This window comes from Stenotrophomonas sp. Br8, assembly GCF_014763005.1.
Classification (GTDB): domain Bacteria; phylum Pseudomonadota; class Gammaproteobacteria; order Xanthomonadales; family Xanthomonadaceae; genus Stenotrophomonas; species Stenotrophomonas lactitubi.
Genome location: NZ_JACGTN010000027.1, coordinates 1 through 23,753 on the forward strand (window position 1 = coordinate 1; position 23,753 = coordinate 23,753).

The following is a 23,753-nucleotide window of genomic DNA, read 5'->3' on the forward strand; positions in this document are numbered from 1 at the left end:
GTGTAAGCGCCATGGATGGCGCGCCCAAGCCTACAGGGACGTACTTGCGGCGTCCCCCGCAACCGGACCCACCCCGCCATCCCACGGAATACCCGCTGTTGCTTTGGCTTTGGCTTTGGCTGTTACCGTTGCTGTTGCTGTTGCTGTTGCTGTTGCCTCGGCGGGTGCAGGGCGCAGCCCTGCCGAACCCTACCCCTCTGCCATCGTCTGCCACCACTGCGCCAGCAGCTCCGGCCGTCGCAGGCGTTCGCGCCACCAGCGCAGGGCCGCGCCATCTTCGCCGGTGCGCCACGCCAGCCAGAAGGTCTCTTCCGGCTTGTGCTCCTCGACCTCACGGATCACCAGCTGGCCACGTGCCACCGCCGCGCGCGCGCAGGGCTCGGGCAGGAAACCGAATCCCAGCCCCTGGCACTGCAGCTTCAACTTGCTGGCCATGTCCGGCACGGTCAACGTCTCCTGGCCCATCAACAGGCCCACCGTTCGCGGCAGCAGCCGCCGTGCCGAATCGGATACCGCGATCGCGCAATACGGCGCCAACTGCTCGCGGCCCAGCACACCCGGCGCGGCCGCCAGCGGATGGCTCGATGCCACCGCAAACACGAAACCAACGCTGCCCAACGGTTCGACCACATAGCCCCCGCCACTGGGCCCCTCGCCCGGCGCCCCCACCAGCAGGTCGGCGCGCCGGTCCAGCAGCGCTTCCCAGGTACCGGACAACGCTTCGCCGAACAGCCGCAATCGGGTTGGCGCCGCCACCTCACGGAACGCAGCAATATCCGGCCCCAACAGCCAGGTCGGGAACACCGAATCCACCGCCATGGTCAATTCAGCCTCCCAGCCCGAGGCTACCCGCCGTACCCGCAGCTCAAGCTCCCGGGCCGCACGCAGCAGGTGCCTGCCCTCCTCCAGCAACGCGCGCCCGGCCTCGGTCGGTTCCGCCCGCGGGCCGATCCGGTCGAACAGCTGCACCCCAAGGTCCTCTTCCAGCTTGGCCACGGTGTAGGAAATGGTCGAGGGCACCTTGTGCAGGGCCTTGCCGGCGCCGGCAAAGGAGCCTCGGCGGTCGATGGCGTCCAGGATCTGCAGGGCATCGAGGCTGAGCTTGAGCATTCGAAATTTTCGATGATGGCTTTCAAAACTATCCGTTTTTCAAACCCAAGGTGCAAGCGGATACTTCTCTTCAACGGGGAAACACAGCGGCTACCCGCCCACCCCGCCCCATCGAAACCATCGAACAAGGAGATTCCATCATGCTGCAGATCCGCAAGAGCGCTACCCGTGGCCTGGCCGAGCATGGCTGGCTGTCCTCGCGCCATACCTTCTCGTTCGCCAGCTACTACGACCCCCGCTATGTGAGCTTCGGCCCGCTGCGGGTCATCAACGAAGACAAGGTTACCGGCGGACAGGGCTTCGGCACCCACAGCCACAGCAACATGGAGATCGTCTCCTACGTGCTGGGCGGCGCACTGGAACACAAGGACTCGATGGGCACCGGTTCGGTGCTGCGCTATGGCGACGTGCAGCGCATGAGCGCCGGCAGCGGCGTCAGCCACAGCGAGTTCAACCATTCGGCCACCGATCCGGTGCATTTCCTGCAGATCTGGATCTTCCCGCAGACCGAGAACATCACGCCGTCGTATGAGGAGACCCACTTCACGCCGGAGAGCAAGCGCGGCCAGCTGCGCCTGATCGCCTCGCCAGATGGCGCCGATGGCTCGCTGCATATCCATCAGGATGCGCGCATCTTCGCCACCATCCTCGATGGCGAGCAGAAGCTGCATCACGCCCTGGCTGCCGGCCGCGGCGCGTATGTGCAGGTGGCGCGGGGCCAGCTGCAGGTCAACGGCATCACCCTGGAAGCGGGTGACGCGCTGCAGGTCAGCGACGAGGCACAGCTGACCCTGGAAAACGGCAACGACGCCGAAGTGCTGGTGTTCGACCTGCCGCTGTGACCCACACGCCCGCGATGCCGTCCGGCATCGCGGGCCTGTCATGTGGCAACGCGATCAGAACTTGTACGTCACCGCCAGCCGCACGTTGCGCGGCTCGCCCCAGGTGTAGGTGCTGTACCAGCTGAAGATCGTGTAATAGCGCTTGTCCAGCAGGTTGTTGACGTTGACGGTGGCCGACAGGCGATCGTTGAACTGGTAGCGCGCCATGGCATCCAGCAGCCAGTACGGCTGGGTGCGATGGACCACCGACGCACCATTGGCCGGGTTGGTGATGGTGCCGAACGTGGAATCCTGCCAGCGCGCGCCGCCACCGACGGTCAGCCCCTGCCAGTCGCCGCGCAGGCGGTAGCTGGTGTGCAGGCTGAACTGGTTTTCCGGCTCCAGCGTGGACACCTTGGTCCCTGCCTGGCGGGCGATCTTGTGCGCAAAGCCGCCCTGCACCTGCCAGCCCTCGGCCAGTTGTCCGGACAACTCCAGTTCGTAGCCCTTGGTGCGCACCCCCATCAATCCGCGATAGGCGATATCGCCGGTCGGCGTCTTGCCACCGGTAGGCTGGGCGAAGTTGTCCTGGTCAAGCTGGAACAGCGCCGCGCTGGCATTGAAGCGGCCGTCGAAGAACTCCGCCTTCAGACCCATTTCATAGCTGCGGCCTTCCAGCGGATCCAGTGCCTTGCCCTGTTCGTCGCGCTCACCCTGCGGCTTGAAGATGGTGCTGTAGCTGGCATACACCGAATAGTGCTCGCCAAGGTCGTAGACCACGCCGGCATACGGCACGAACACGCCGGTCTCGCGCGTCTGCGGCGAACGGTAGCTGGCCAGGCGGCTGCCGACGATCACCTTCAACGGGTCGGCCACATCGAAGCGACCGACCACGTACAGGCCGTTCTCGCGGGTCACTTCATTGTTGCCGTAACCGCGCTGCCATTCCGGTTCTGGGATATCACCCTTCCAGCTGTTGTAGTCGGCAACGGCGGTCGGATAGCCGGGCTGCGGCGAATAACCGGTGTTGGTCCAGCGCTTGCGCGACGCACTGCCGCCGACCACCAGTTCATGCTGACGACCGAACAGGCCGAAGTTGCCGCTCAGGTAGAAGTCGGCAGCGTTGCTGACCGTCTTGCCGACGTACTTGCCCAGCCACAGCGAGACGCCTTCGCCGGTGACCGGATCGGGATTGCCGCCGGCCGCACCCGCCAGCGCGGCATCGTAGCCATTGACCTGGTGGTTGAGCTGCAGCTTGGCCACCCAGTCGTTGTCGAACGTATGTTCCAGCGTGGCAAAGCCGGTGCGCACGTACTGGCGCCAGCCACTCCAGCGGGTACCGTTGTTGAACGAGCGCGGCATGTCATTGAAATTGCCCTGGCTGTCCAGCAACGGAATGCCGCCCCAGGTCGAGCCCTTGGGATCGCTCTCCAGCACGTCGCCACCCACGGTCAGCAGCGTGCGTTCGCCCAGATCGGCTTCCAGCACGGCATAGCCGACCTTGCTGGTGCGCTGGTAGAAATCCAGATTGGAATGCTTGTCCTGCCAGGCACCTACCGCGCGCCCACGCACGCGGCCGTCGGCCGTCAGCGGGCCGCCGACATCGACTTCGGCGCGGTAGTCGTCCCAGCGGCCGACGCCGAGCGTCGCACTGCCGGCAAATTCCTTGCCCGGCTTCTTGCGCACCAGGTTGATGGTCGCGCCGGGATCGCCCATGCCGGTCAGCAGGCCGGTGGCACCCTTGAGCACTTCGATGCGGTCGTAGATCGCGGTATCGCTGAGCGTATTGCCCGCGGAATAGGCCGAGTCGCGCGACATCGGGATACCGTCGTACTGGAAGTTCTGCACGGCAAACCCACGTGCGTAGTATTCGGTGCGCTCGCTGTCGTAGGTGACGATGCTGATGCCCGGGGTCACCCGCATCACGTCATCGATGCCATCCAGGCCGAAGTCGTCCATCTGCGCACGGGTGATCACGCTGATGGTCTGCGGGGTCTGTCGCGGCGTCAGTACCAGGCGGGTGGCGGTAGCGATGGTGCCCGGCGTATAGGCGCCGCTGCCTTCGGTGATGGTGCCCAGCTGGTTGGCGGTGACCTGCACGGTCTGCAGGGTCTGCGAGGGCGTTTTGCCCTCCTCTTCAGCCGGTGCGGATTGCGCCGAGGCGGCGCCGGCAGCGGCCACTGAGCTCAGCAGAAGACCATGGGCAAGGGCCCTCGCCAACGGGCGACGACGCAGGGAGAGCACGGAAAAACGGACAGGCACAGACGACACGACGGGACCTCCACGAAGGGGTGGGATCCTCTGGCGGCGGCTCGAGGGGAAGGGGGGAATGGCGGCCAAGGGCCGCAGGCGCAGGAGTTTACTCTCCTGCGCCCCCGCTGTCGTGGGTGGCGCCCGGGTCTGAGCAGGCGCTGCCCCGTGGCAAACGTCAGCCGTCGACGGCCGCCACCGCCTCCAGGATCAGTGCCGCCACCTCGGCCGGATGCGAGGCCAGCGAGGCATGGCTCGCTTCCAGCTGCAGCAGGCGCTTGGGCTGCATGCGTTCGGCCATGGCCTTCTGGTTCTGTGGCGAGATCATCCGGTCCTGGCTGGAAAGCTGGTACCAGCTCGGCTTGTGCTTCCACGCCGGATCGCTGATTGCATCGCCGAAGGTGCTGGCCAGCGGCGCCTTCTGGGTCACCGCCATCACCCAGCCTTCGTCGGCGCTGAGATCCTGGCAGAAGCTCTCATGGAACTTGTCGGCACGCAGCCACAGATAGCCATCGCTGTCCGGGGCGAGGTTCGGTGCCGCTTCGGGCAGGTGCTGCTGGGTAATGCCGCCGGGGCTCTCACCACTGTCCGGCGCAAACGCGGCGATGTAGACCAGGCCCTGCACGTTGGGCTGGTTGCCGGCTTCGGTGATCACCGCGCCACCATACGAGTGCCCGACCAGCACGACCGGGCCATCGATCTGGCGGATCATCCGGCGCGTCCGCTCGGCGTCGTTGACCAGCGAGGTCAGCGGCAGTTCGACCGCCTTCACCTGGTCGTGGCCCTTGCGGTGCAGTTCCAGGATCACCTTGGCCCAGTGTGCGGCCCCGCCCCAGAAGCCATGGACGAGGAGGATGGTCGGTGTGGTGCTCATGCGCTGATCTCCGGCAGCGGCCGGGCGGAATGCCGACCGTCGGGCTACTTTGCGCAGGCGACGTTAATCCCTGGTGAGGCTTTGGAGTCGGAATTCAGACGTGCGGTTCTGGTGTGCGCTTCAACAGTGCATCGATCTTCTGATACTCCTCGAGCACTGCCAGCCGACCATGTTGCGGGCATAGCGCTGGGAGAAATGTGTCAGCCAACGACAATGCCTCGCCGTAGCACGTTGCCAGCATCGAAAAGTCACCTGTGCGGGCGCACATGGCAGCGAGGTGGAACAGCCGTCCCCGCCCACGGTGCAGCAGAATCAGGCCCAGCATCAACCGAGGCGCGGCGTGGCCATCATGCGCAAGCACATCGGCGGCAAACAGCATGCGTGCCGTGCGCCCATTGCCATCGGCAAACGGATGGATCGACAACAGCACCAGATAGGTGGCCAGTGCCCGCTCGATACCCGACCGTTCCGCATGCCGACGCCGTGCGTTGAACAAGCGCACCGACGCTCGCATGGCCTCCACCGCTGGCGGTGCGCGGAACCGTCGACTGTAGGAATTCTGCGTCACGATCCCAATCCCCTGCATGCGCTGCACCGGGCGCATGCAGGTGATCGTTTCCAGTGCCGTCGATAGCTGCCCCAGCGTGCATGCACTGAGCGCCCGGTCGAGCGACAGTTCGAGTATTCCCTGCGCGTGCAGCCGCTCATGACGTTCCAGGTTCCGCTCAAAAACCTCGGAATGATCAAATGAATCATGCAGCAGCAGAGCGGCTACTACTGGCAACGGACAGGTGATGTCCCGCCGAAGCGGGACATCACACGCCAGGCGCAGCTCGGTAAAGGCATCAGCAATCCACTGACTGCTGCAGGTGAAGGTGATATCCATGGCTACTGGCGCTCGTAGATGGTAACCAGCTGGTCTGCGACGCCCGATCGGCTCAGTTGATACAGGTCGTTCCACTGCGCTGCGTTCGGGCGTGGATCCACACTGGGCGGTGCCAACCCCTGCAGTCGAGCATCTTCGGCAAGCGCGCGCAGGAACTCACGAGACTGGATCTGCACCTGCTTCGGTGACGCCATGGCGTCCACGTCGGCCATTACGGTATCCATCAGGTACTGCACGGTGTGATCCCCCAGCGCCAGTGGCACCTCCAGGCGAGCTCGAAGTACGCCGGCACTATCCCGATTCGTAGGTCCAAAGCGCTCCTCGTAGAGCGCGCGCTCGGCAACCGCACCTTGTTGATAGGCATACAAAGCACCATGAGCACCGGCATCGAAATGCTGGCTCATGGCCAGCATGTACTCACCACGCTTCTTGAATGCAGAACCCGCTATCGTCAAAAGCCGCGGATCGCGGGTTCCTGCCAGTTGTCGCGGATCGACCGACTCTGCCTCTGCCAAGTCGGCAGCTTTCGGGTAGTGATGCCGATCCATCCATGCCGCCTCTTCAACCGACAACGCGATCAGACGGGGATCGCCAGCAAACGCCTCCCGCACCGTCAGTGTGCGCTGCTGCGGTGGTTTCTTCATGGATGCCATGGCTTCGGCGTCACGATGCGCCTTCATCCCCGCCATCGCGTCGCTGTAGGGTTGCAGTAAATGATCCTCATGATCTGCCGATTGCAGCGGATCGACATCCTCCCCGACATATGAATCCAGAAGCCACAGTCCGCCACCGCAGATCAGGACCGCCAACAGGCTTGCAGCCTTCCAGCTGAACTTCATGGTCAGCTCCCGAACCCGAGATGATCGCAGTAGTTCTTGAAGGCAGCGCTGGATGTACGGCAGGCCGCGTCCATCTGCGACCGGTCATAGGCCGGCTGGGAAGTCCAGGGCTCGATCCACTCCCACTGCAGAAACCTTGCATACGCCGTGGCCTGGCCTATCACGAATACACCTAATGCCGGGAATGCACCGCCGAGCTTCTGCTGCCCATCCGCGATCATGTCCTGCCGAAGACGTTCATCGCACTGATGCTTGTCATTGCCATGGGTTCCGTAGCACATGTCATGCGCATCACAGGCCGCTTTGAACATCGCTCCGAACGCCGCCGCACCGCCCTGCAATGCCCCAGGTGCAACCAGAAAATCCGGCACCGGTACGCCACCCGCCGTGCCACAGCCATTCACCGTCAGAACCGGCGGGTTGTAGAGATCACAGCCATGACCGTCCCACGCGTAGCCCGGGGCATCGGTACACCATGAGATCTTGTGATACTCATCGCGCGGATCGGACGAACCGTCACCACCGCCCCAGCCACCTCCAACACCACCGCCCCCACCAGGGTTTGGAAGGAAGGGCGGATAGACCCAGCACCCCGAACCCGTGCAGGTACTGGTTCCTGCTATTGCGCCGTCTGCAACGGCGCCGCCTCCCAGCCCAAGAACGCTGGCCACGACCAGCTTCAGCGCGCGCGATGAGTTCATTGACGATCTCCTCCGTGAATGGAAACGCGGTGAGCAGGGATTCCCTGCACCGGTCGCTTCTGCGCGACGGAGAGACCTTAGGAGGTGCTTCGTGGGCCCTGTATCAGGAAATGTCCTTGCTTCCGCCAAGGATTCCGCTCCTGCTGGTGCAAAGCTGGCGGAGGATCACACTTCCATGCGCGCGACATCCGCGCGAGCCGTTGCGCGAGCATCGACGCAGCGCACCGTTGCTGCAGGTACCAACGCCACAATGGCCCGAATGCGTTACTCACAATGGAAAACCAGAGGAATCACGACGATGCATTCGTATTCGACATTCGATGTCATGCATGGCACTTGCCCGGGCCCCGTGAAAACGTTTTCATAAAGGGATCCTCTGCAGCCTTCCTCGCGCATGACGCCTTCTTCTCCCCGCGCCCAGCAGCACGCCACCCGCGCTGCATTCTTCATTCCCGGCTTTGCCACCGCTGCCTGGGCACCGATGGTGCCCTACGCCAAGGCCAAGGCCGGGTTGTCCGATGCCAGCCTCGGCGGGTTGCTGCTGTGCCTGGGGCTGGGCTCATTGCTGGCGATGCCGCTGGCAGGTGCGTTGACCGCGCGCCTGGGCTCGCGCCGCTTGATGATCACCACCACGGCCTTGATTCTGCTCGCGCTGCCGCTGCTGACGCTCACCCCCACGCCGCTGGCACTGGGGGCGACGCTGTTCGTGTTCGGTGCGGGTGTGGGCGCGATGGACTGCACGATGAACATGCAGGCGGTGGCCGTCGAGCGCGATGCGGGACGCCCGATGATGTCCGGCTTCCACGCGTTCTACAGCATTGGTGGCTTCGTCGGCGCAGGCTGCATGACCGGCCTGTTGGTGCTCGGCACTCCGCTGTGGCTGGCGTCATTGGTTGCCGTGGCGGCGATGCTGCTGGTGGCCCTGTTGTCGGCACCGCACTGGCGCCCGCAGCGCATCCTGCATGACGGCCCGATGCTGGCCGTGCCGCATGGCGTCGTGCTGTTCATCAGTGTGCTCGCCTTCGTAGTGTTCCTGGCCGAGGGCTCGATGCTCGACTGGAGTGCGGTGTTCCTGGCCGAAGTGCGGCAGGTGCCGCGCGACCAGGCCGGTGCCGGCTTTGCCGTGTTCACGCTGGCGATGACCGCGATGCGCCTGTTCGGCGATGGCATCGTCGAGCGCCTTGGCCGCACCCGCACCATCGTCATTGGTGGCATCACCGCGGCGGGCGGTTTCGCACTGGCCACATTGGTGCCCTCCTTCGCGATGGCGCTGTTCGGCTACGTGCTGGTGGGCCTGGGCTGCGCCAACATCGTGCCCGCCCTGTTCTCGATGGCCGGCCAGCAGCGCGCGATGCCGGAGAGCATTGCGATCACCGCAGTCACCACCCTGGGCTACGCCGGCATCCTTGCAGGCCCTGCAGCGATCGGCGCGCTCGCCCATGCCACCAGCCTGGGCTTTGCCTTCCTGTGCGTGGCGGCGATGCTGCTGGGCGTCGCGGCATCGGCGCGTTCGCTGGCGCGCCGCCTGCCCTGAAGCAAAAAGGGGACGGAGGGGATTAAGTCGTTTCCTGCACTAGCAGGCCGAATGCGACTTAATCCCCTCCGTCCCCTTTTTTGAAGGCTCAGCTGCGCGCTGGGGTCTTTGCCGGTGCATCGACGCCGTGCACCAGCCACTCGGCCTGTGCGGGCAATTGGGGCGCTGGGCACGCGGACTTCGGGTGGTGCTCGTCCCGCGCCATCCAGTCATCCACCACGCCGGCCAGCAGGTCCAACCGCAGCGGCAGGGTGATGTGATCTTCGCCGCGCATCTCGATGTAGTGCGCACGCGGGTTGGCCTGTGCCAGCGCACGCCCCTGGCTGACCGGAATGTGCTGGTCGCCCTGTCCATGAAGAAGCAGCACGCAGGCACGGGTATCGGCCAGCGCGCGTGCCACGTCCACCTGGTCCAGGTCCACGTCGATGCGGCGGCTGGCGGCGGCCACCACCTGGTTGATGTCCTGGCCGCCGTAGCGCCAGCGTGCATACGAGGCGATGGCCTGTGCCTTCAAGCCTTCCGGCTGCAGGGCCATCAGATGCGGAATCATGGTGCGGATCGCTACGCCGGCATTGGCGAACGATTCCATCGCTACCACGCCGGCCACCTGGTCACCCAGCTTGTCAGCGGTGAACAGTGCGGTGGCAGCGCCATAGGAAACTCCGAACAGGTACAGCGGGCCAGTCACTTCGCCGCGCGCGCGCAGTTCGGCGATGACATCCACCACATCGTCCGATTCATAGGTGCCGTAGCCGGAGGGACCCGCGCCGGACTGGCCATGGTTGCGCAGGTCCAGGGTGACCACGCGGTAGCCCGACTCGGCCAGCTGCAGCGACCACGGCAGCATCGAATCGCCGTTCATCATCCAGCCGTGCAGCAGCACCACGGTGCCACGCGGCGCCTGCGCGCGGAACGGCTGCGGTACCGCCAGGCTCAGCCCGGTATCCAGCGGCAGGCCGTTCTGGTGCTGCTGCGGCAGGTAGTGGTAGCGCGCGCCATAGTCGCCCGGGTCGAAAGCACGCCAGAAGATCGGCACGCCATCACGGCCCGCAGCGAAACCATGCCGGTTCGGCAACGCAGCCACCGCTGCGGCGATACGCGGCTGATCAAGCAGGGTCGAAACGCCACCGGGCGCGATCAGGCGGTCGCTGAGCGAGGTGGACGAGGCGGTCATCGAAGAAGAGCATGCAGCCAGCCACAGGCCGGCGCACGCCAGCAAAAGCAGCAGCAGGCGCTTCATGGGCAGTCAGGGGAAAAGTGCGACAGCGTGGCAGGTTAGCGGTCGCGCCCGACGCCATCTATCGCAGCTGGATGACGGGTTGATGACAGCGCAGGATCGATTCAGCTTGTCACAATGTAGCGACCGGCCAAAGCATTGATCCGGATCAATGAACGCCTTCGCACGAATGGCCACAGTGCCAGCATGCGCACCCCGCTCAAGCTCGCCATTGCCTTGGCCGCCACATTGGCCGCCGCCTACGGCATCGCCCGCAGCACACCGTACTGGTTCGCCCCACGGCAACAGGCCGAGGTCGATATCCACGACCCGACCCTGATCGAGCAGGGCCGGTATCTATCGCGTGCCGCCGACTGCGCCGCCTGCCATACCGCACCCGGCGGCAAGCCCTTCGCCGGTGGGCTTGGCATGCAGACACCGATGGGCACGCTGTATTCGACCAACATCACCCCGGACCCGGATACCGGCATCGGCGCGTACGACTATGCGGATTTCGAGCGCGCGGTGCGGCGTGGCATCCGCCATGACGGCCAGCCGCTGTATCCGGCAATGCCCTACGCCTCGTACGTGATCGCCAGCGATGCCGAGATCAAGGCGCTGTATGCCTACTTCATGGGCGCAGTGCAGCCGGTCCGGCAGGACAACGCTGACAGCACCATTCCATGGCCGGCCAACATGCGCTGGCCGCTTGCCTGGTGGCAGCTGCTGTTCGCGCGCCCGCGCAGTTTCATCCCTGATCCAACCCTGGATGCCGGCCAGCAACGCGGCGCCGAACTGGTCGAAGGCCTGGCCCATTGCGGCGCGTGCCATACCCCACGCGGGCTGGCCTTCCAGGAAAAAGCGATGGCCGATGACGGCAGCCGCCAGTTCCTGTCCGGATCGGTGCTGGAAGGCTGGTATGCGAAGAACCTGCGCAACGAATCAACTGGCCTCGCCAGCTGGAGCGAAGCCGAGATCGTCGAGTTCCTGCGCACCGGCCGTACCGATCGTTCCGCGGCCTTCGGTGGTATGGCCGATGTGGTCGAGCACAGCACGCAGTACCTGTCCGACGCCGATCTGCTGGCGATGGCGCGGTATCTGAAGCAGCTGCCAGCACGCGAAGGCCGCAGCGCGCAGTGGACGCCGGGCACCGACACCACTACTGCCGCACTGCGCGGCGGTGACTACCGGGTGGCCGGTTCGCTGGCCTACGCCGAACACTGCCAGGCCTGCCATCGTGCAGATGGACGTGGCATGCCATGGGTCTACCCTGCCCTGGCCGGCAACTCCATCGTGTTCGCCGACGATCCCAGCTCGCTGGTGCAGGTAACCCTGATCGGTGGACGCACGCCGCACACGCCGCATGACCGGATGGCGTTCACCATGCCGGGCTTCGAGCAGCTGCCCAATGCGCAGCTCGCCGACATCCTCACCTTCATCCGCAACAGCTGGGGCAACCAGGCCAGCGCGGTCAGCGAACTGGACGTGGCGCGCATGCGCCGGGTGGTGCGTGACAAGCCGGTGCATGTGGTCCCGCAGGAGACGGCGCAATGAGGCGTTCGAAGAAGCGTTCCAGAGCGTTGGTCGCCAGCGCAGTGGTTGCGGTGCTGCTGGCCGGTGCCGGCACGCTGCTGTACCAGCACCTGTACCCGGACCTGGATGCGGAGGTGGCAAGGACCCTGGACATCCTCGACGGCCACGGCCAGGTGGTGGGCCAGTACCACGTACCCAGTGCCGAGGAGATCGCCAGCCTCGGCAACGCAGACGCGGTGATGTTCGGCCGTCGCCTGCTCAACGAGACCGCACGCCTGCTGCCGGACAACGTCGGCAACGATCTGAACTGCAACTCCTGCCACATGGCCGAGGGCAAGCGACCCTTCGGCAATCACTACTTCAACACCGGCGGTGGCAGCTACCCGCGCTACATGCCGCGCCCGGGCAGGGAAATCGGTCTGGCCGAGCGCATCAACGGCTGCCTGCAGCGTTCGATGAACGGCAAGCCGCTGGCCAAGGATGCACCGGAGATGCGCGCGATGCTGGAATACATGGCATGGCTGAGCCGCCCGGTACCGGACGGTGCACGCGTGGCCGCGCCCAGCGAAGGGCCGATCGACAGCACGCTGACGCCGGACCCGATACGTGGGCAGGCGCTGTATGCCGCGCAGTGCGCTGCCTGCCACGGCGACAACGGAGAAGGCCAGCGCGATGCCAGCGGCGATATCGCGTTCCCGCCGTTGTGGGGGGAGCGTAGCTTCAACATCGGTGCCGGCATGGCGCGGCTGTACAAGGCCGCAGGCTTCGTCAAGCACAACATGCCACCGGCGGTGACCCGTGAACCGCCACTGGGCCAGCAGGTGATGCCCGAGCAGGATGCTGTGGATATCGCCAGCTACTTCATCAACCAGCCGCGCCCGGACTTCGCCGGCAAGACCAAGGACTGGCCGCGCGACCCGAAACCGAAGGACGCGCGCTACTGAGGAGCGCCGCCGGTGTTGCCGGCCGTCACACAACACACTCCCTGCATCTGCGCGTCACCGCCATGTCATCGGCACTGCCGACACTCCCGGACTTTCCTCCCCTGAAGGTCCGGTTTCGATGCGAACGATTGCGCGCTTTCCCCGTATCTCGCTGCTTGCCCTGCTGATTGCTCCCGCACTGGATGCCCTGGCTGAAGCACCTCAGGGCGATGCCGCCGATACGCGAAGCGCCGACGCGCGGACCCTGGACCAGGTGCAGGTGATCGGCCAGGCCACCAGCTATGCCAAGACCTCGGTGCGCCAGGAAACCTTGAACCGGCAGACCGTGCTGAGCAGCGTCAATGGCGCGCTCAACGAAGTGCCCGGCGTGGTCGTCAGCGAAGCCGATGCCACCGGCTCGTCGGTCTGGGGCACGCAGATCAGCATGCGCGGCTTCGTCACCAACCGCGACACCCAGCAGATCGGTACCACCATCGACGGCCTGCCCAATGGCGGTTCCGGCTATGGCGGCGGCTCGCTGGCCAACCGCTACATCGACACGCTCGACCTGGAAACGGTAGAGGTGAGCCAGGGCACGGCCGATATCTCCTCGCGCTCGAACGAAGCGCTGGGCGGCACCCTGAACTTCCTCACCAGCGATCCACTGCAGGAGCAGCGCCTGCGCATGGTGGTGGGTGCCGGCGACAATGAGGCGCGCAAGTACTACGTGCGCTACGACACCGGCCTGCTGGGCGGACATACCCGCGCGTGGATCAGCGCATCCTCGGCGCGCGTGCATGACTGGATCGATGGCACCGGTCACACCAGCAACGACAACATCGCCGGCAAGTTCATCACCGAACTGGACCGCTGGACCCTGACCGGCTACCTGTCCTACAACGATGCCGACGAGCCGGAGTACACCAGCGTTTCACCGAAGGGCTTCGCCACCAACCCGGACCGCGACGGCCTGGTCGGCACCCTGACCGGCATTCCGTATCTGGACCAGAACTACCGCTCCGGTTCGCGCGCACTGCGCGAGAACACCTTCGGCTACCTGCGCGCGGCGTTCGATGGCGGCAACGGTTTCAAAGCCTCGATGGCTGCCTACGGGCACCGCATGCAGGGCCGCGGTGACTGGCTGCCGCCGTACCTGGCCGATGTCAGCGACGATGGCGCCGGTCGCCCGCAGTCGGAATACCTTGGCGGCAGGACGGTCTACGGCGGCAGCAACCGCGGCCAGATCTACTTCGTGAACCCCGATGGCAGTTCCGCCCAGCGTCTGGCCAACTGCACGCCGCGACTCGGCTTCAGCGCCGAGTACGACCCCAACTGCTACGCCGGCAATGTGCAGGGCGCACAGTCCTATCGCCACTCCCACTACGACAACGATCGCATGGGCGTCACCGCCGACGTCGAATGGCGGCAGACCTTCGGCGCGATCGACAACACGATCCGCGGTGGCCTGTGGGTGGAGAAGCTCGACCGTTCCGTGCGCCGCGACTGGCACCGCCTGCTCAACGTCGGCCAGGACATCGCCTTCGACCACCAGCCCTACTGGGTGCAGTTCGAAGACAAGTACAAGGTCGATGAGCAGATGTACTACGTCGAGGACGTGGCCCGCTTCGGCCCGTTCAGCGCACGCCTTGGCGTAAAGCAGTTCTTCGTCGACCAGTCCCGTCGCCGTGTGATCGGCGCCGCCGAGAATGTGAAGTCCGATTCGAAGTCCGATCCGCTGCTGTCCACCGGCTTCACCTGGGCACCGGGTGTGGAGGGCATGGAGCTGTTCGCCGGCTACTCGCAGAACTTCGCGGCGATCCCCTCCGGGGTGTTGGGTGAAACCGATCCGCAGCGCTTCCGCAATGTCGAACCGGAAACCGCCGACAACATCGAACTGGGCATGCGCATCAGCCGCTGGCCGCTGACCGCTTCGGTCACCCTGTACAACATCAAGTTCGACAACCGCATCGTCTACCTGCCGGCCGGTCTGGTCAGCGGCATCGACTACCTCGGCGAGACCGATGGCGTCTACGAGAACTTCGGCGGCGTGGAGAGCAACGGCCTGGAAGCGGCCTTCGGCTACGGCTGGGACAATGGCTGGCGCATCAATGCCGCCTACACCTACAACCGCTCCAAGTACCTGGGCAGTGGCAACGACGCGCGCGACAGGCAGCTGGGCATCGTCGACGGCGCCAAGGTAATCGGCCAGCCCGAGCAGATCCTGGTGGTGTCGGCCGACTGGCAGGGTGAGAACTGGAACTTCGGCCTGTCCGGTCGCTACCTCGGCGAGCGCTACCTGGATGCGGCCAACGTCAACAAGCTGCCTTCGGCCACCGTGTTCAACGCTAATATCGGTTTCGACCTGCAGGCCCTGTCGCCGCGCCTGAAGGGCATGGGCGCCAACCTGGTGGTGAGCAACCTGACCGACAAGCGCTATCTTGCAGGGGTGGACGGCCGCGACAACGCCTTCATCGGCGCCCCGCGCACCGTCGGCATCTCCTTCCGCGTGGACTTGTGAGTGTGACCCTGTGACCGATACCGGCCGACGCCGACTGTTGCAGGCCGGCGTCGCCGCCGGCCTTTCGCCGCTGCTGCCCAGCATCGCCCGGGCGGCAGCGATCGCCCCCGCCTCACGCACGCGCAGCCTGCAGGACCTGCAGCACATCGTGGTGTTCATGCAGGAGAACCGTTCGTTCGACCACTACTTCGGCACCCTGCCGGGCGTTCGTGGTTTCGGCGACCGCTTCGTGGCCCCAGCGCCCCCTCTGCCCGGCGGCGACCACCCGCGCAGCCTGTGGCTGCAGCCCGACGCCAGTGGGCAACGCGCGATCGCCCCTTTCCCGTTGGATACCGCTGCGCACTTCGGCTACATGCGGGTGGAGGGCACGCCCCACACCTGGCCTGACGCACAGCAGGCGTGGGACCACGGACGCATGGCGCACTGGCCCAAGGCCAAGCAGAACCATTCGATGGGCTACTTCCAGCGCAGCGACATGCCGTTCCAGTTTGCCCTGGCCGATGCATTCACCCTCTGCGATGCCTACCACTGCGCGATGCAGGCCGGCACCAACCCGAACCGCGTGTTCCTGTGGACCGGCCACAACGATGCCCAGGCCCGCGCAGGCGGCCCGGTGATCGCCAATTCGCACGACAATTTCCCCGAGCAGGGCGGCTATCCGGAGTCATATCGCTGGACCAGCTATGTCGAGCGACTGCAGCAGGCCGGTGTGTCCTGGCAGATCTACCAGGACATGGCCGACAACTTCACCGACAACCCGCTGGCCGGGTTCGAGACCTTCCGCCAAGCGCACCGCGGCGACCCGGGGCATGACCCGGAGCTGCGCGCACGCGGCGTCAGCACCCGTGGTCTGGCGCAGCTGCGCGAGGACGCGGTCAGCGGCCGCCTGCCGCAGGTCAGTTTCATCATTGCCGATGCGGCCGGCAGCGAGCATCCGGGGCCGTCCAGCCCCGCGCAGGGCGCCGCCTATACCGCGCGCCTGCTGGATGCATTGACCGCCGATCCCGAGGTGTGGAGCCGCACCGCCCTGCTGTTGATGTTCGATGAGAACGATGGCTTCTTCGACCATGTACCGCCACCGGCACCGCCCTCCCCGCTTGGCGATGGCTGGGCCGGTGCATCGGCGGTCAGCACCGAGGGCGAATACCACCGCAACCCGGCACCGGGCGACGGGAAATACGATGCCGCCGAGCTGCGCGGTCGCCCCTATGGTCTCGGCCCGCGCGTGCCGTTGTATGTGATTTCGCCGTGGAGCCGTGGCGGCTGGGTCGACTCGCAGGTGTACGACCACACCTCGGTGCTGCGCCTGATCGAGCGTCGCTTCGGCGTGGCCGCGCCGGACATCTCGCCGTGGCGGCGTGCGGTCTGCGGTGATCTCAGCAACGCCTTCGACTTCGCCCAGCGCGACACCCGCCCCTTCGTCAAGGCGCTGCCGGATGTCACCGCCGTCGCAGCGCGCGCCGCCGCCCTGCCCGGCCGTACCGTGCCTGCGCTGCCCGATGGCCTGCATCCGGCCCGCCAGGAGCCGGGCGTGCGTCCGGCTCGGGCACTGCCCTATCGGCCGCACGTGCAGGCCACGTCGGTGGATGGCGAGGGCCTCACCCTGCAGCTGGCCAGCGATGGCGCCACGGCCGTGCTGCATGTCTATGACCGCCTGCGCCTGGACGCCATCCCGCGCCGTTACACCGTGGTACCAGGTGCCCCGTTGCAGGATCGTTGGCCGCTGGATGCACAGGGTCGTTACGACCTCTGGCTGCTGGGGCCGAATGGGTTCCATCGCCACTATCGCGGCGCGGGCACGCTCGCGCCGCTGCATGCACAGGTGGAACGCGCCGATGGCCAGCTGCGGCTGGTGCTGCGCAATCCATCGCCTTCAGCGCGCAGGGTCAAGGTGCAGGGCGGCGCCTACGCGGGCCACATGCCGGCACAGGAACTGCAGCTGGTGGCCGGCGCGGAAACCGTGCTGGCCTGGGACCCGACACCGACCGCAGGCTGGTACGACCTGATCGTGCACTCGGAGGGCGTCGAGCAACGCCTGGCCGGCCGTGCCGAAGATGGCCGTCCTGGTTCGAGCGACCCCGCCATGGGCACCGCACCGTTGCGCTTCGAACACGGCTGAAAGTACTTCCGTAGAGCCGGGCGCTTGCCCGGCTCTACAGGGCAGGACAGCCGGCTCAGGCCTCCTGCAGCCCCGGCCGGCCGTGCTCCACTGCATAGCGCTTCCAGCTCTGCTGCGTGCCGTTCGGCCGCATGACCGTATCAAGGGTCTTCATGTCACCGATCCAGGCATCGCGAGTGACATCACACAGCACGTAACCGCGCTTGTCCGTCGTCGCCTTCAGGTGCGGACTGTGCCGCAGCTGGTTCTCTGCATACGCGTCCACGCCCTGCCCGTCGGCGCCCGAGCTGATCGAGGTCGCCAGGAACTCGCTGGAGATCACCCCGGAATCGGTGTTGTCCTGCACCAGATCGCTGGCATAGTGACGGTGCGCATCGCCACAGGCGGTCACCACGTTGCCGAAGCCCACCTTCTGGATGTGATCGAGCAGGCGCCGGCGGCTGGACAGATAGCCGGACCACTGGTCATCGGAAGACTGCACCACGCCGTCCTTCTCGCGCATGTAGTTGCCCAGCGAAACCTGATGCGCGATCGCGTGCCAACGCGGCGCGGCATCGGCCAGGCCATCGAACAGCCATTGCTCCTGCTTCGCACCCACAATGCTGCGCTCGGCAGATTCCACCTGTCCGCGCTGCGCCATGTCCACCTGCTTGCTGCGGTACTGGCGGGTATCGAGCAGGTGCAGGTCCAGCAGCGTGCCGTAGCGTGCGCGACGGAACATCTGCATATGACCATCGCGCGGGAACGACGAAGCGCGCAACGGCATGTTCTCGTAGTACGCCTGGAACGCCTGCGCGCGGCGCAGCAGGAACAGTTCGCTGGGCGTACCGTCCTGGTCTTCGGCACCCGCCCAGTTGTTGTCCACTTCATGGTCGTCGAACGTCACGAACCACGGTGACGCGGCGTGCGCCGCCTGCAGGTCTGTATCGGTCTTGTACTGCGCGTAGCGACGGCGATAGTCGTCGAGCGTGTAGGTCTGTGGGCCAACGTGGTTGCGCAGGTTGGTGAACGGCTGACCGTTCATCTTGCGCACGCCGGTCTGGCTTTCGCCCTCGTAGATGTAGTCGCCGTAATGGAACACGAAATCGAGTGGTTCCTCGGCAATGTGCCGCCACGCCGTGTAGTGCCCCTCTTCGAAATGCTGGCAACCGGCCACCGCGAAGCGCACGCGCTTGATCGGTGCGTTCGCCGCTGGCAGGGTGTGGGTGCGTCCGATCGCACTGGCATGGCCTCCCACGGTGAAGCGGTACCAGTACGGCCGCCCAGGCAGCAGGCCGTCCAGTTCCACGTGCAGCGCATGGCCAAGTTCGGGATGGGCCAGCGAAGTTCCCTGCCGCACCACGGTGCGCATGCCCTCGTCAGCGGCTACCTGCCATCCCACCACCATCGGCCGGGTGGGCATGCCGCCACCGAACACCAGGGGCTCGGTGGCCAGCCGCGTCCACAACACCATGCCGTCGGCTGACGGATCACCGGATGCCACGCCGAGGGTGAACGGCGTACTGGCAAAGCGCGGCGAGGCCAGCAGATTGCGCGGATTCAGTGCTGCCGCATCGCTCTGCGCAGCCAGCGCGCGGGCCGTCCCGGCCCACGCCCCCAATGCGGAAAGACCCGACAGGGCAAGGAAGCGCCTGCGATTGATCGTATCCAAGACGGCCGCCCTCAGTTGTAGATGATGTGGAAGTAGAAGAAGCGACCGTAGTCATCGATCTCGGTGCGGAAGCGTCCGTTCGGACCGGTGCTGTAGGTCGGCTGGGTATTGAACAGGTTCTTCGCCTCGTACTTCAGCGTCACGTGCTTGCTGACCTTGTGGCTGAAGGCCAGGTTGAAGGTCATGTACGGGTCGTAATACGAGTCCAGCCACTGGGTATCGCCGAAGTCGACCAGCATGCGGCTGCGGTAGGTGCCGGACACGCGCAGCTGCGAGCTCTTCCACGGCATGCGCCAGATCACCGAGCCGTTCACCGACCAGTCCGGCTGGTACAGCAGGCGGTCCAGGCGGCGCTCGCTGCCATCACTGATGCGGTAGTTGGTCTGTCCGTCCAGTCGGGTGGCATTGAGGTACATGTCGAAGCGCTGGCGGCCCCACTGCAGATTGCGGTTTGCCACCGCGAACTCGATACCGCGCAACGTCGACTCATCGGTGTTCATCGGCTGGGTGATCCGGTAGCGGACATCACCGATGTTCTCGAAGGTGGTCAGGGTATAGATGTCGTCCTTGATCACCTTGTCGAACATCGCGACCGACACCAGGCCGTTGTTGCCGTTGAAATACAGGTCCCAGGCCAGGTCGAGATTGGTCGAGCGGCGCGGCTGCAGCGAGGCATTGCCCTGCTTGATGGTGCAGAAACCTCCGCCCAGCTCGTCATCGCCACAGCTGGTGCTGGTGGCCTGGGCGATGTTGCTGGGTGTCGGCCGCCCCAGCGTGCGGCTGGCGGAGAAGCGCAGGCGCTGGTTCTCGCTCAGCTTGAAGGTCGCATTCAATGACGGCAGCAGGTTGTTGTAGCCGCCACTGCTCTTGCGGAATGCCGAGGTGTAGGTGGTACCGCCATCATCGCTGAACGGGCTGAACGCATCGAAGGTAGTGTGGTCATAGCGCAGGCCACCGATCAGCAGCAGCCGGTCCCAGGCGTAATGCGCCGAGACGTAGGCGTTGGCGATGTCCTCCACGTACTTGTAGTCGCTGGTGAAATCGGCATTCGGGTAGGCCGCATCGTTGTTGCCCAGCTTCGGGTACAGCTCGTCATGCCACTTGCGGTTGTCGATCAGCGGGAAGCCGGGGACGCTGCCAAGCAGGGTCGAACCCGGATACAGATAGTCGTTCAGGGTCGCGCTGGTCTTGTAGTAATCGAAATCGATGTCCTGCCAGATCTTCAGGTGGCGATACTCGGCACCAGCAGCGAGACCGAAGCCGCGCGCATCGGCATCGATGTTGTAGCTGAAGTCGGCACGCAGGTTGTCGATGCTCTCCTTGGCGTCGCGCGGCGAGATGTAGGCCTGCGCGGGATTGAGCTTGAACGCCGAGCTGGTCAACAGGCTGGAGTCCGAGACACCCACCGCGTTCGGAAAGCCATGGCTGTCGTTGGCATAGTCGACGAACAGGTTGCTCGGGTACGCGCGTACGCCCCAGTAGACCTGGGTGTTGTGGAAGGTCTCTTCGGTGTGGCCGGCGCGCAGGGTCAGCCGCGAAAGGTCGCCGATATCCCAGTTGAAGCTGGCGATCGCACCGCGATTGCTGCGGTCCCAGCGGTCATGGCGGTTCTTGATGTAGATGCTGTTGATCTGGGTGGTGCCGCCGTCCTCGCTCTGGTTGCGTATCGGGAACTTGGCGTTGCCATACAGATCGGTCTTGTTCATCGTCGAGTTCTCGTAGAACCGGTACGAGTACAGCAGCAGCGAGGCATAGAACGGATCGTCCGACGGCTTCCATTCCAGCTTGGCCGAACCACCGAAGTTGGTGATGTAGTTGGTGTAGGTGCCGGTGCTGAAGTTGCCCGGCGCGCGCAGGCCGTTCCAGCCTTTCGCCTCGTCCGGGCCGGTGGTGCCATCGGTGAGGTACTTGCCGGCATCGCTGTAGTAATAGTTCGATTCGACCCAGCGCTTGACGCTGTTGCGCGAGCGCTGTTCATAGCGCGCGACAGCGACGATGCCGAACTGGTCATCGGCACCGAACTGATTTGAGAACACCGCTTTGGCGCTCTTGCCGAAGTGCCCCAGGGTCTTGTGGTCGCCACCCGCGCTGCGCCCCACATTGGTCTCGGCCGTGGAATAGATGCCGGCCACGTCGGCGAACACATACTTGCCGGAGCGGTCAAAGGCACTGCGGCTGATGATGTCGATCACACCACCAATGGCATCCGGTGCCTGCTCGGCGCTGAAACTCTTGTAGATGTCCGTGCGGGTGCCGATGTCGCTGGGAATCAGCTGCAGGTTGTTCATGCGCTCGCCGGAGCCACTGCCACCCACGCTTGCGATCACGATGCCGTCGATGGTCGTGTAGTTGAGATTGGCCTGCACGCCGCGCACGGTCACATAGCGCGGTTCGCCCGCATCTTCCACCGCACTCAGACCGGGCGCGGCCATCAGGCTCTCGGCCAGCGTCTCATCGCCGTAGCTGTCCATCTCATCGTAGATCACCGAATCCTTGATCACCGGCGAGGTTTTCTTCTGATCGATCACCTCATGGGCGGCGATCACCTTGATCGTTCCCAGCGTCGGAGCGACCACGGCTTGCGGCTGCTGCGGTGCCGGTGCGGCCGGCCTGTTTTCCCGTTGGGCCGGTGCCGCATCGATGGCGATCACGTTGCCATCCACCACCGTGTAGCGCAGGCCGGTGCCGGCCAGCAGCGTGTCCAGCGCCTGCTTGACGGTGGCTCCCCGCGGTACCGCGCCCGCCATGGGTGCATTGCCCGCGCCGGCATACAGGAACTGCACGCCGGAGCTGCGTGACAGCTGCTCCAGTGCCTGGCTCAATGGCTGCGCGGCGATCGCTGCAGTGACCTTGGTCTCAAGCCCATTGGACGACACCGCCTGCGCATGTGCGCCCAGGCAGGGAGACAAGGCCAGTACCACCGACAGATAGAGCTTCTTGCGCATCACGGTTCCTTGCAGGAGAGAGGAATGCTGCTGCGTCGACATTCGACAGCGGCTTCTCCCAAGTAAGAGCCGGCATCGGCGGAAGTGGAGAACGCCGATTCGATGAATTTTTTCTGACAGCCCATCGCCCAACCGGGATCAGCGGCTGGAGACCCATACCGTGTCCTGTTCGCGGCGGATGACGAAGCGCGCGTCCCGCTGCAGGAATGCCTGCAGCGCAGCGACCCGGTGCGCCTCCAGGCTGCCCGACAGGCGCGCCGCGCGCGCAACGTCATCGGTCACCCGCACCTGCACCTGGTTGTGCCGGTTGAACGCAGCCGCCACCTCGTCCAGCCGCTCATCACGGAACGACACCCGGCGCTGCTGCCAGTCCAGCAGCATCGACATCGGTATTTCCAGCGGCTGCACCGCATGGCTGAGATGATCGACCTGCACCACCCGCCCGGCGGGCAGCTGCGCCAGCCGGCGTTGCCCATCACCGGCGGTCCAGACCTCCACCTGGCCGGATACCACGCCGATACGCGTGCTCTGCAACCGGCGCGACACATCGAACACGGTGCCGATGTCACGGATCTGCAGATCACCGACCCGTACCTCGAAGGGCCGGCGATCCGCTGCGATATCAAACGTGGCCTCGCCCTGCAGCAGTTCGACGCGGCGGCTGAACCAGCCGATGGTCACCCGCAGACGGCTGTCTGCATTCAGCCGCACCTGGGTCTGGTCAGCCAGCACCACCTCACGCAGTTGCCCGTGCCCGGCGACCAGCATCTGTTCGCGCGGCATCAGCCACGGCAGCAGACCGGCCACCAGCAACAGTCCGCACGCCACCGCAGCCACCCGCCTCCAGAGCGGCCGGCGCGTTGGTGTTGCAACCACGGCGCGCGGCGCGGGCACGGACGCGGCAAACAACGGCACCACTTTCGCCGTTGCCGGCAGCATCGGCAGCACTGCCCTGCTTCCCTGTTCCTGCGGGTGCACCGTCATCGCCGCGCCCACCTGCCGGTGCAGATGCAGGGCATGCAGGTACGCGCGCACGTGCTCGGGCGAGCCCTTCATCCACGCCATGAACCCGGCGCGCTGCGCAGCGCTCAGGTCACCCTCGCGGTTGCACAGGAACCAGTGCGCAGCCTGTTCGGCCACCTCGTCATCCATCGCTGCAGGCTCCTGCTGGTTCATCCGTCCTTCCCGGCGCCCAGCGCCTTCCTGCAGGCTTCCAGCCCCTTGCCGATGTGCTTGCGCACCATGTGCACCGACACGTCCAGCTGCGCCCCCACCTGATGGCAATCCAGTCCTTCGCGGTAGTGCAGCTCCATCACCCGCCGCGTCGTGGGCGGCAGTTGCGCGATGGCGCCACGGATTCCGTTCCAGCGCTGCGCCCGCTCGAAATCAGCCTCGATGTCCTCTTCGCTGCTGAGTACCTCGGCCAGCAGATCAACATCCTCGATCTGCGGCAGGCCCGAGCGCGAGCGTGCCTGTTCACGGGCCAGATTGGCTGCCACGGCGAACAGATAGGCTTCAGGGTTCTCGATCGCCGCGGCGTCTTCGCCGGTGCTGCGCAGCAGGCGCAGATAGACCTCCTGCGCCAGATCCTCGGCATCGGCAGCCTGTGAACCACGCCGAAGGAAGAAGCCACGCAGCAGGCGGCGCCGCAAGGCGTAGCTCTTCTCCCAGATCCTGACGCTGTTCACAACCGACCAACCACCCCGAGGCTGGAAAACCCAGCAGGGTGCACACCGACGATGACAACCGCATTGCAGCGGCGCCGGGCAAAGCGCAGGTTCGCGCAGACCCAACCCTCACCTGTCTACCGGCCAACCCATGCGCCGCCTACGC

The 23,753-nt window shown here is 65.4% G+C and carries 17 protein-coding genes; 6 read left to right on the forward strand and 11 right to left on the reverse strand.

Annotation, left to right across the window (positions count from 1 at the left end; all coding sequences use genetic code 11):
* Window positions 1–189: 189 nt before the first annotated feature.
* On the reverse strand, window positions 190–1,110 hold the full coding sequence (locus H3005_RS20665) for a LysR family transcriptional regulator (RefSeq protein WP_191078950.1): 921 nt from the start codon (window positions 1,108–1,110) through the stop codon (window positions 190–192).
* Between the two features lie 140 nt (window positions 1,111–1,250).
* Between H3005_RS20665 and H3005_RS20670 the strand changes: the two genes are divergently transcribed.
* Entirely contained in the window at window positions 1,251–1,952 is a 702-nt protein-coding gene (locus tag H3005_RS20670; protein WP_099820122.1) for a pirin family protein, read from the forward strand.
* A gap of 54 nt (window positions 1,953–2,006) precedes the next feature.
* Here H3005_RS20670 and H3005_RS20675 read toward each other — a convergent pair whose 3' ends face one another.
* The 5 genes from H3005_RS20675 to H3005_RS20695 form a co-directional block, all read right to left on the reverse strand.
* Window positions 2,007–4,202: a TonB-dependent siderophore receptor gene (locus tag H3005_RS20675; protein ID WP_191078951.1), complete on the reverse strand. Its 2,196-nt coding sequence runs from the start codon at window positions 4,200–4,202 to the stop codon at window positions 2,007–2,009.
* Between the two features lie 157 nt (window positions 4,203–4,359).
* Complete coding sequence (locus tag H3005_RS20680) at window positions 4,360–5,055, reverse strand: alpha/beta hydrolase (protein ID WP_089240303.1); 696 nt, start codon at window positions 5,053–5,055, stop codon at window positions 4,360–4,362.
* 94 nt (window positions 5,056–5,149) lie between these two features.
* Window positions 5,150–5,941: a Fic family protein gene (locus tag H3005_RS20685; protein WP_191078952.1), complete on the reverse strand. Its 792-nt coding sequence runs from the start codon at window positions 5,939–5,941 to the stop codon at window positions 5,150–5,152.
* A 2-nt stretch (window positions 5,942–5,943) separates the two neighbouring features.
* On the reverse strand, window positions 5,944–6,780 hold the full coding sequence (locus H3005_RS20690; protein ID WP_191078953.1) for a hypothetical protein: 837 nt from the start codon (window positions 6,778–6,780) through the stop codon (window positions 5,944–5,946).
* Between the two features lie 2 nt (window positions 6,781–6,782).
* Window positions 6,783–7,481 carry a hypothetical protein gene (locus H3005_RS20695; RefSeq protein ID WP_191078954.1) on the reverse strand — a complete coding sequence of 233 codons (699 nt, stop codon included), beginning with the start codon at window positions 7,479–7,481 and terminating at the stop codon, window positions 6,783–6,785.
* Between the two features lie 394 nt (window positions 7,482–7,875).
* On the opposite strand from H3005_RS20695, the gene H3005_RS20700 reads away from it, so the two are divergent.
* Window positions 7,876–9,015, forward strand: a complete 1,140-nt coding sequence (locus H3005_RS20700) for an MFS transporter (protein WP_100552161.1) — start codon at window positions 7,876–7,878, stop codon at window positions 9,013–9,015.
* An 88-nt stretch (window positions 9,016–9,103) separates the two neighbouring features.
* Here H3005_RS20700 and H3005_RS20705 read toward each other — a convergent pair whose 3' ends face one another.
* Entirely contained in the window at window positions 9,104–10,255 is a 1,152-nt protein-coding gene (locus tag H3005_RS20705) for an alpha/beta fold hydrolase (RefSeq protein ID WP_191078955.1), read from the reverse strand.
* A 183-nt stretch (window positions 10,256–10,438) separates the two neighbouring features.
* On the opposite strand from H3005_RS20705, the gene H3005_RS20710 reads away from it, so the two are divergent.
* The 4 genes from H3005_RS20710 to H3005_RS20725 all read left to right on the forward strand — a co-directional run bounded on the left by H3005_RS20710 (window position 10,439) and on the right by H3005_RS20725 (window position 17,324).
* Window positions 10,439–11,785, forward strand: a complete 1,347-nt coding sequence (locus tag H3005_RS20710) for a cytochrome c (RefSeq protein WP_191078956.1) — start codon at window positions 10,439–10,441, stop codon at window positions 11,783–11,785.
* Complete coding sequence (locus H3005_RS20715) at window positions 11,782–12,708, forward strand: c-type cytochrome (protein ID WP_191078957.1); 927 nt, start codon at window positions 11,782–11,784, stop codon at window positions 12,706–12,708. The genes H3005_RS20710 and H3005_RS20715 overlap by 4 nt, the downstream gene beginning before the upstream one ends.
* 118 nt (window positions 12,709–12,826) lie before the next feature.
* On the forward strand, window positions 12,827–15,205 hold the full coding sequence (locus H3005_RS20720; RefSeq protein WP_191078958.1) for a TonB-dependent receptor: 2,379 nt from the start codon (window positions 12,827–12,829) through the stop codon (window positions 15,203–15,205).
* Window positions 15,206–15,215: 10 nt separating this feature from the next.
* Complete coding sequence (locus H3005_RS20725) at window positions 15,216–17,324, forward strand: phospholipase C, phosphocholine-specific (RefSeq protein ID WP_191078959.1); 2,109 nt, start codon at window positions 15,216–15,218, stop codon at window positions 17,322–17,324.
* Window positions 17,325–17,379: 55 nt separating this feature from the next.
* Here the strand turns inward: H3005_RS20725 and H3005_RS20730 are convergent, their stop codons facing one another.
* The 4 genes from H3005_RS20730 to H3005_RS20745 form a co-directional block, all read right to left on the reverse strand.
* Complete coding sequence (locus tag H3005_RS20730; RefSeq protein WP_191078960.1) at window positions 17,380–18,975, reverse strand: alkaline phosphatase D family protein; 1,596 nt, start codon at window positions 18,973–18,975, stop codon at window positions 17,380–17,382.
* 11 nt (window positions 18,976–18,986) lie between these two features.
* Window positions 18,987–21,920: a TonB-dependent receptor gene (locus H3005_RS20735; RefSeq protein WP_191078961.1), complete on the reverse strand. Its 2,934-nt coding sequence runs from the start codon at window positions 21,918–21,920 to the stop codon at window positions 18,987–18,989.
* Window positions 21,921–22,058: 138 nt separating this feature from the next.
* Window positions 22,059–23,096 carry a FecR domain-containing protein gene (locus H3005_RS20740; RefSeq protein WP_191078962.1) on the reverse strand — a complete coding sequence of 346 codons (1,038 nt, stop codon included), beginning with the start codon at window positions 23,094–23,096 and terminating at the stop codon, window positions 22,059–22,061.
* Window positions 23,093–23,608 carry a sigma-70 family RNA polymerase sigma factor gene (locus tag H3005_RS20745; RefSeq protein WP_191078963.1) on the reverse strand — a complete coding sequence of 172 codons (516 nt, stop codon included), beginning with the start codon at window positions 23,606–23,608 and terminating at the stop codon, window positions 23,093–23,095. Before H3005_RS20745 ends, H3005_RS20740 begins: the two co-directional genes overlap by 4 nt.
* Window positions 23,609–23,753 lie beyond the last annotated feature (145 nt).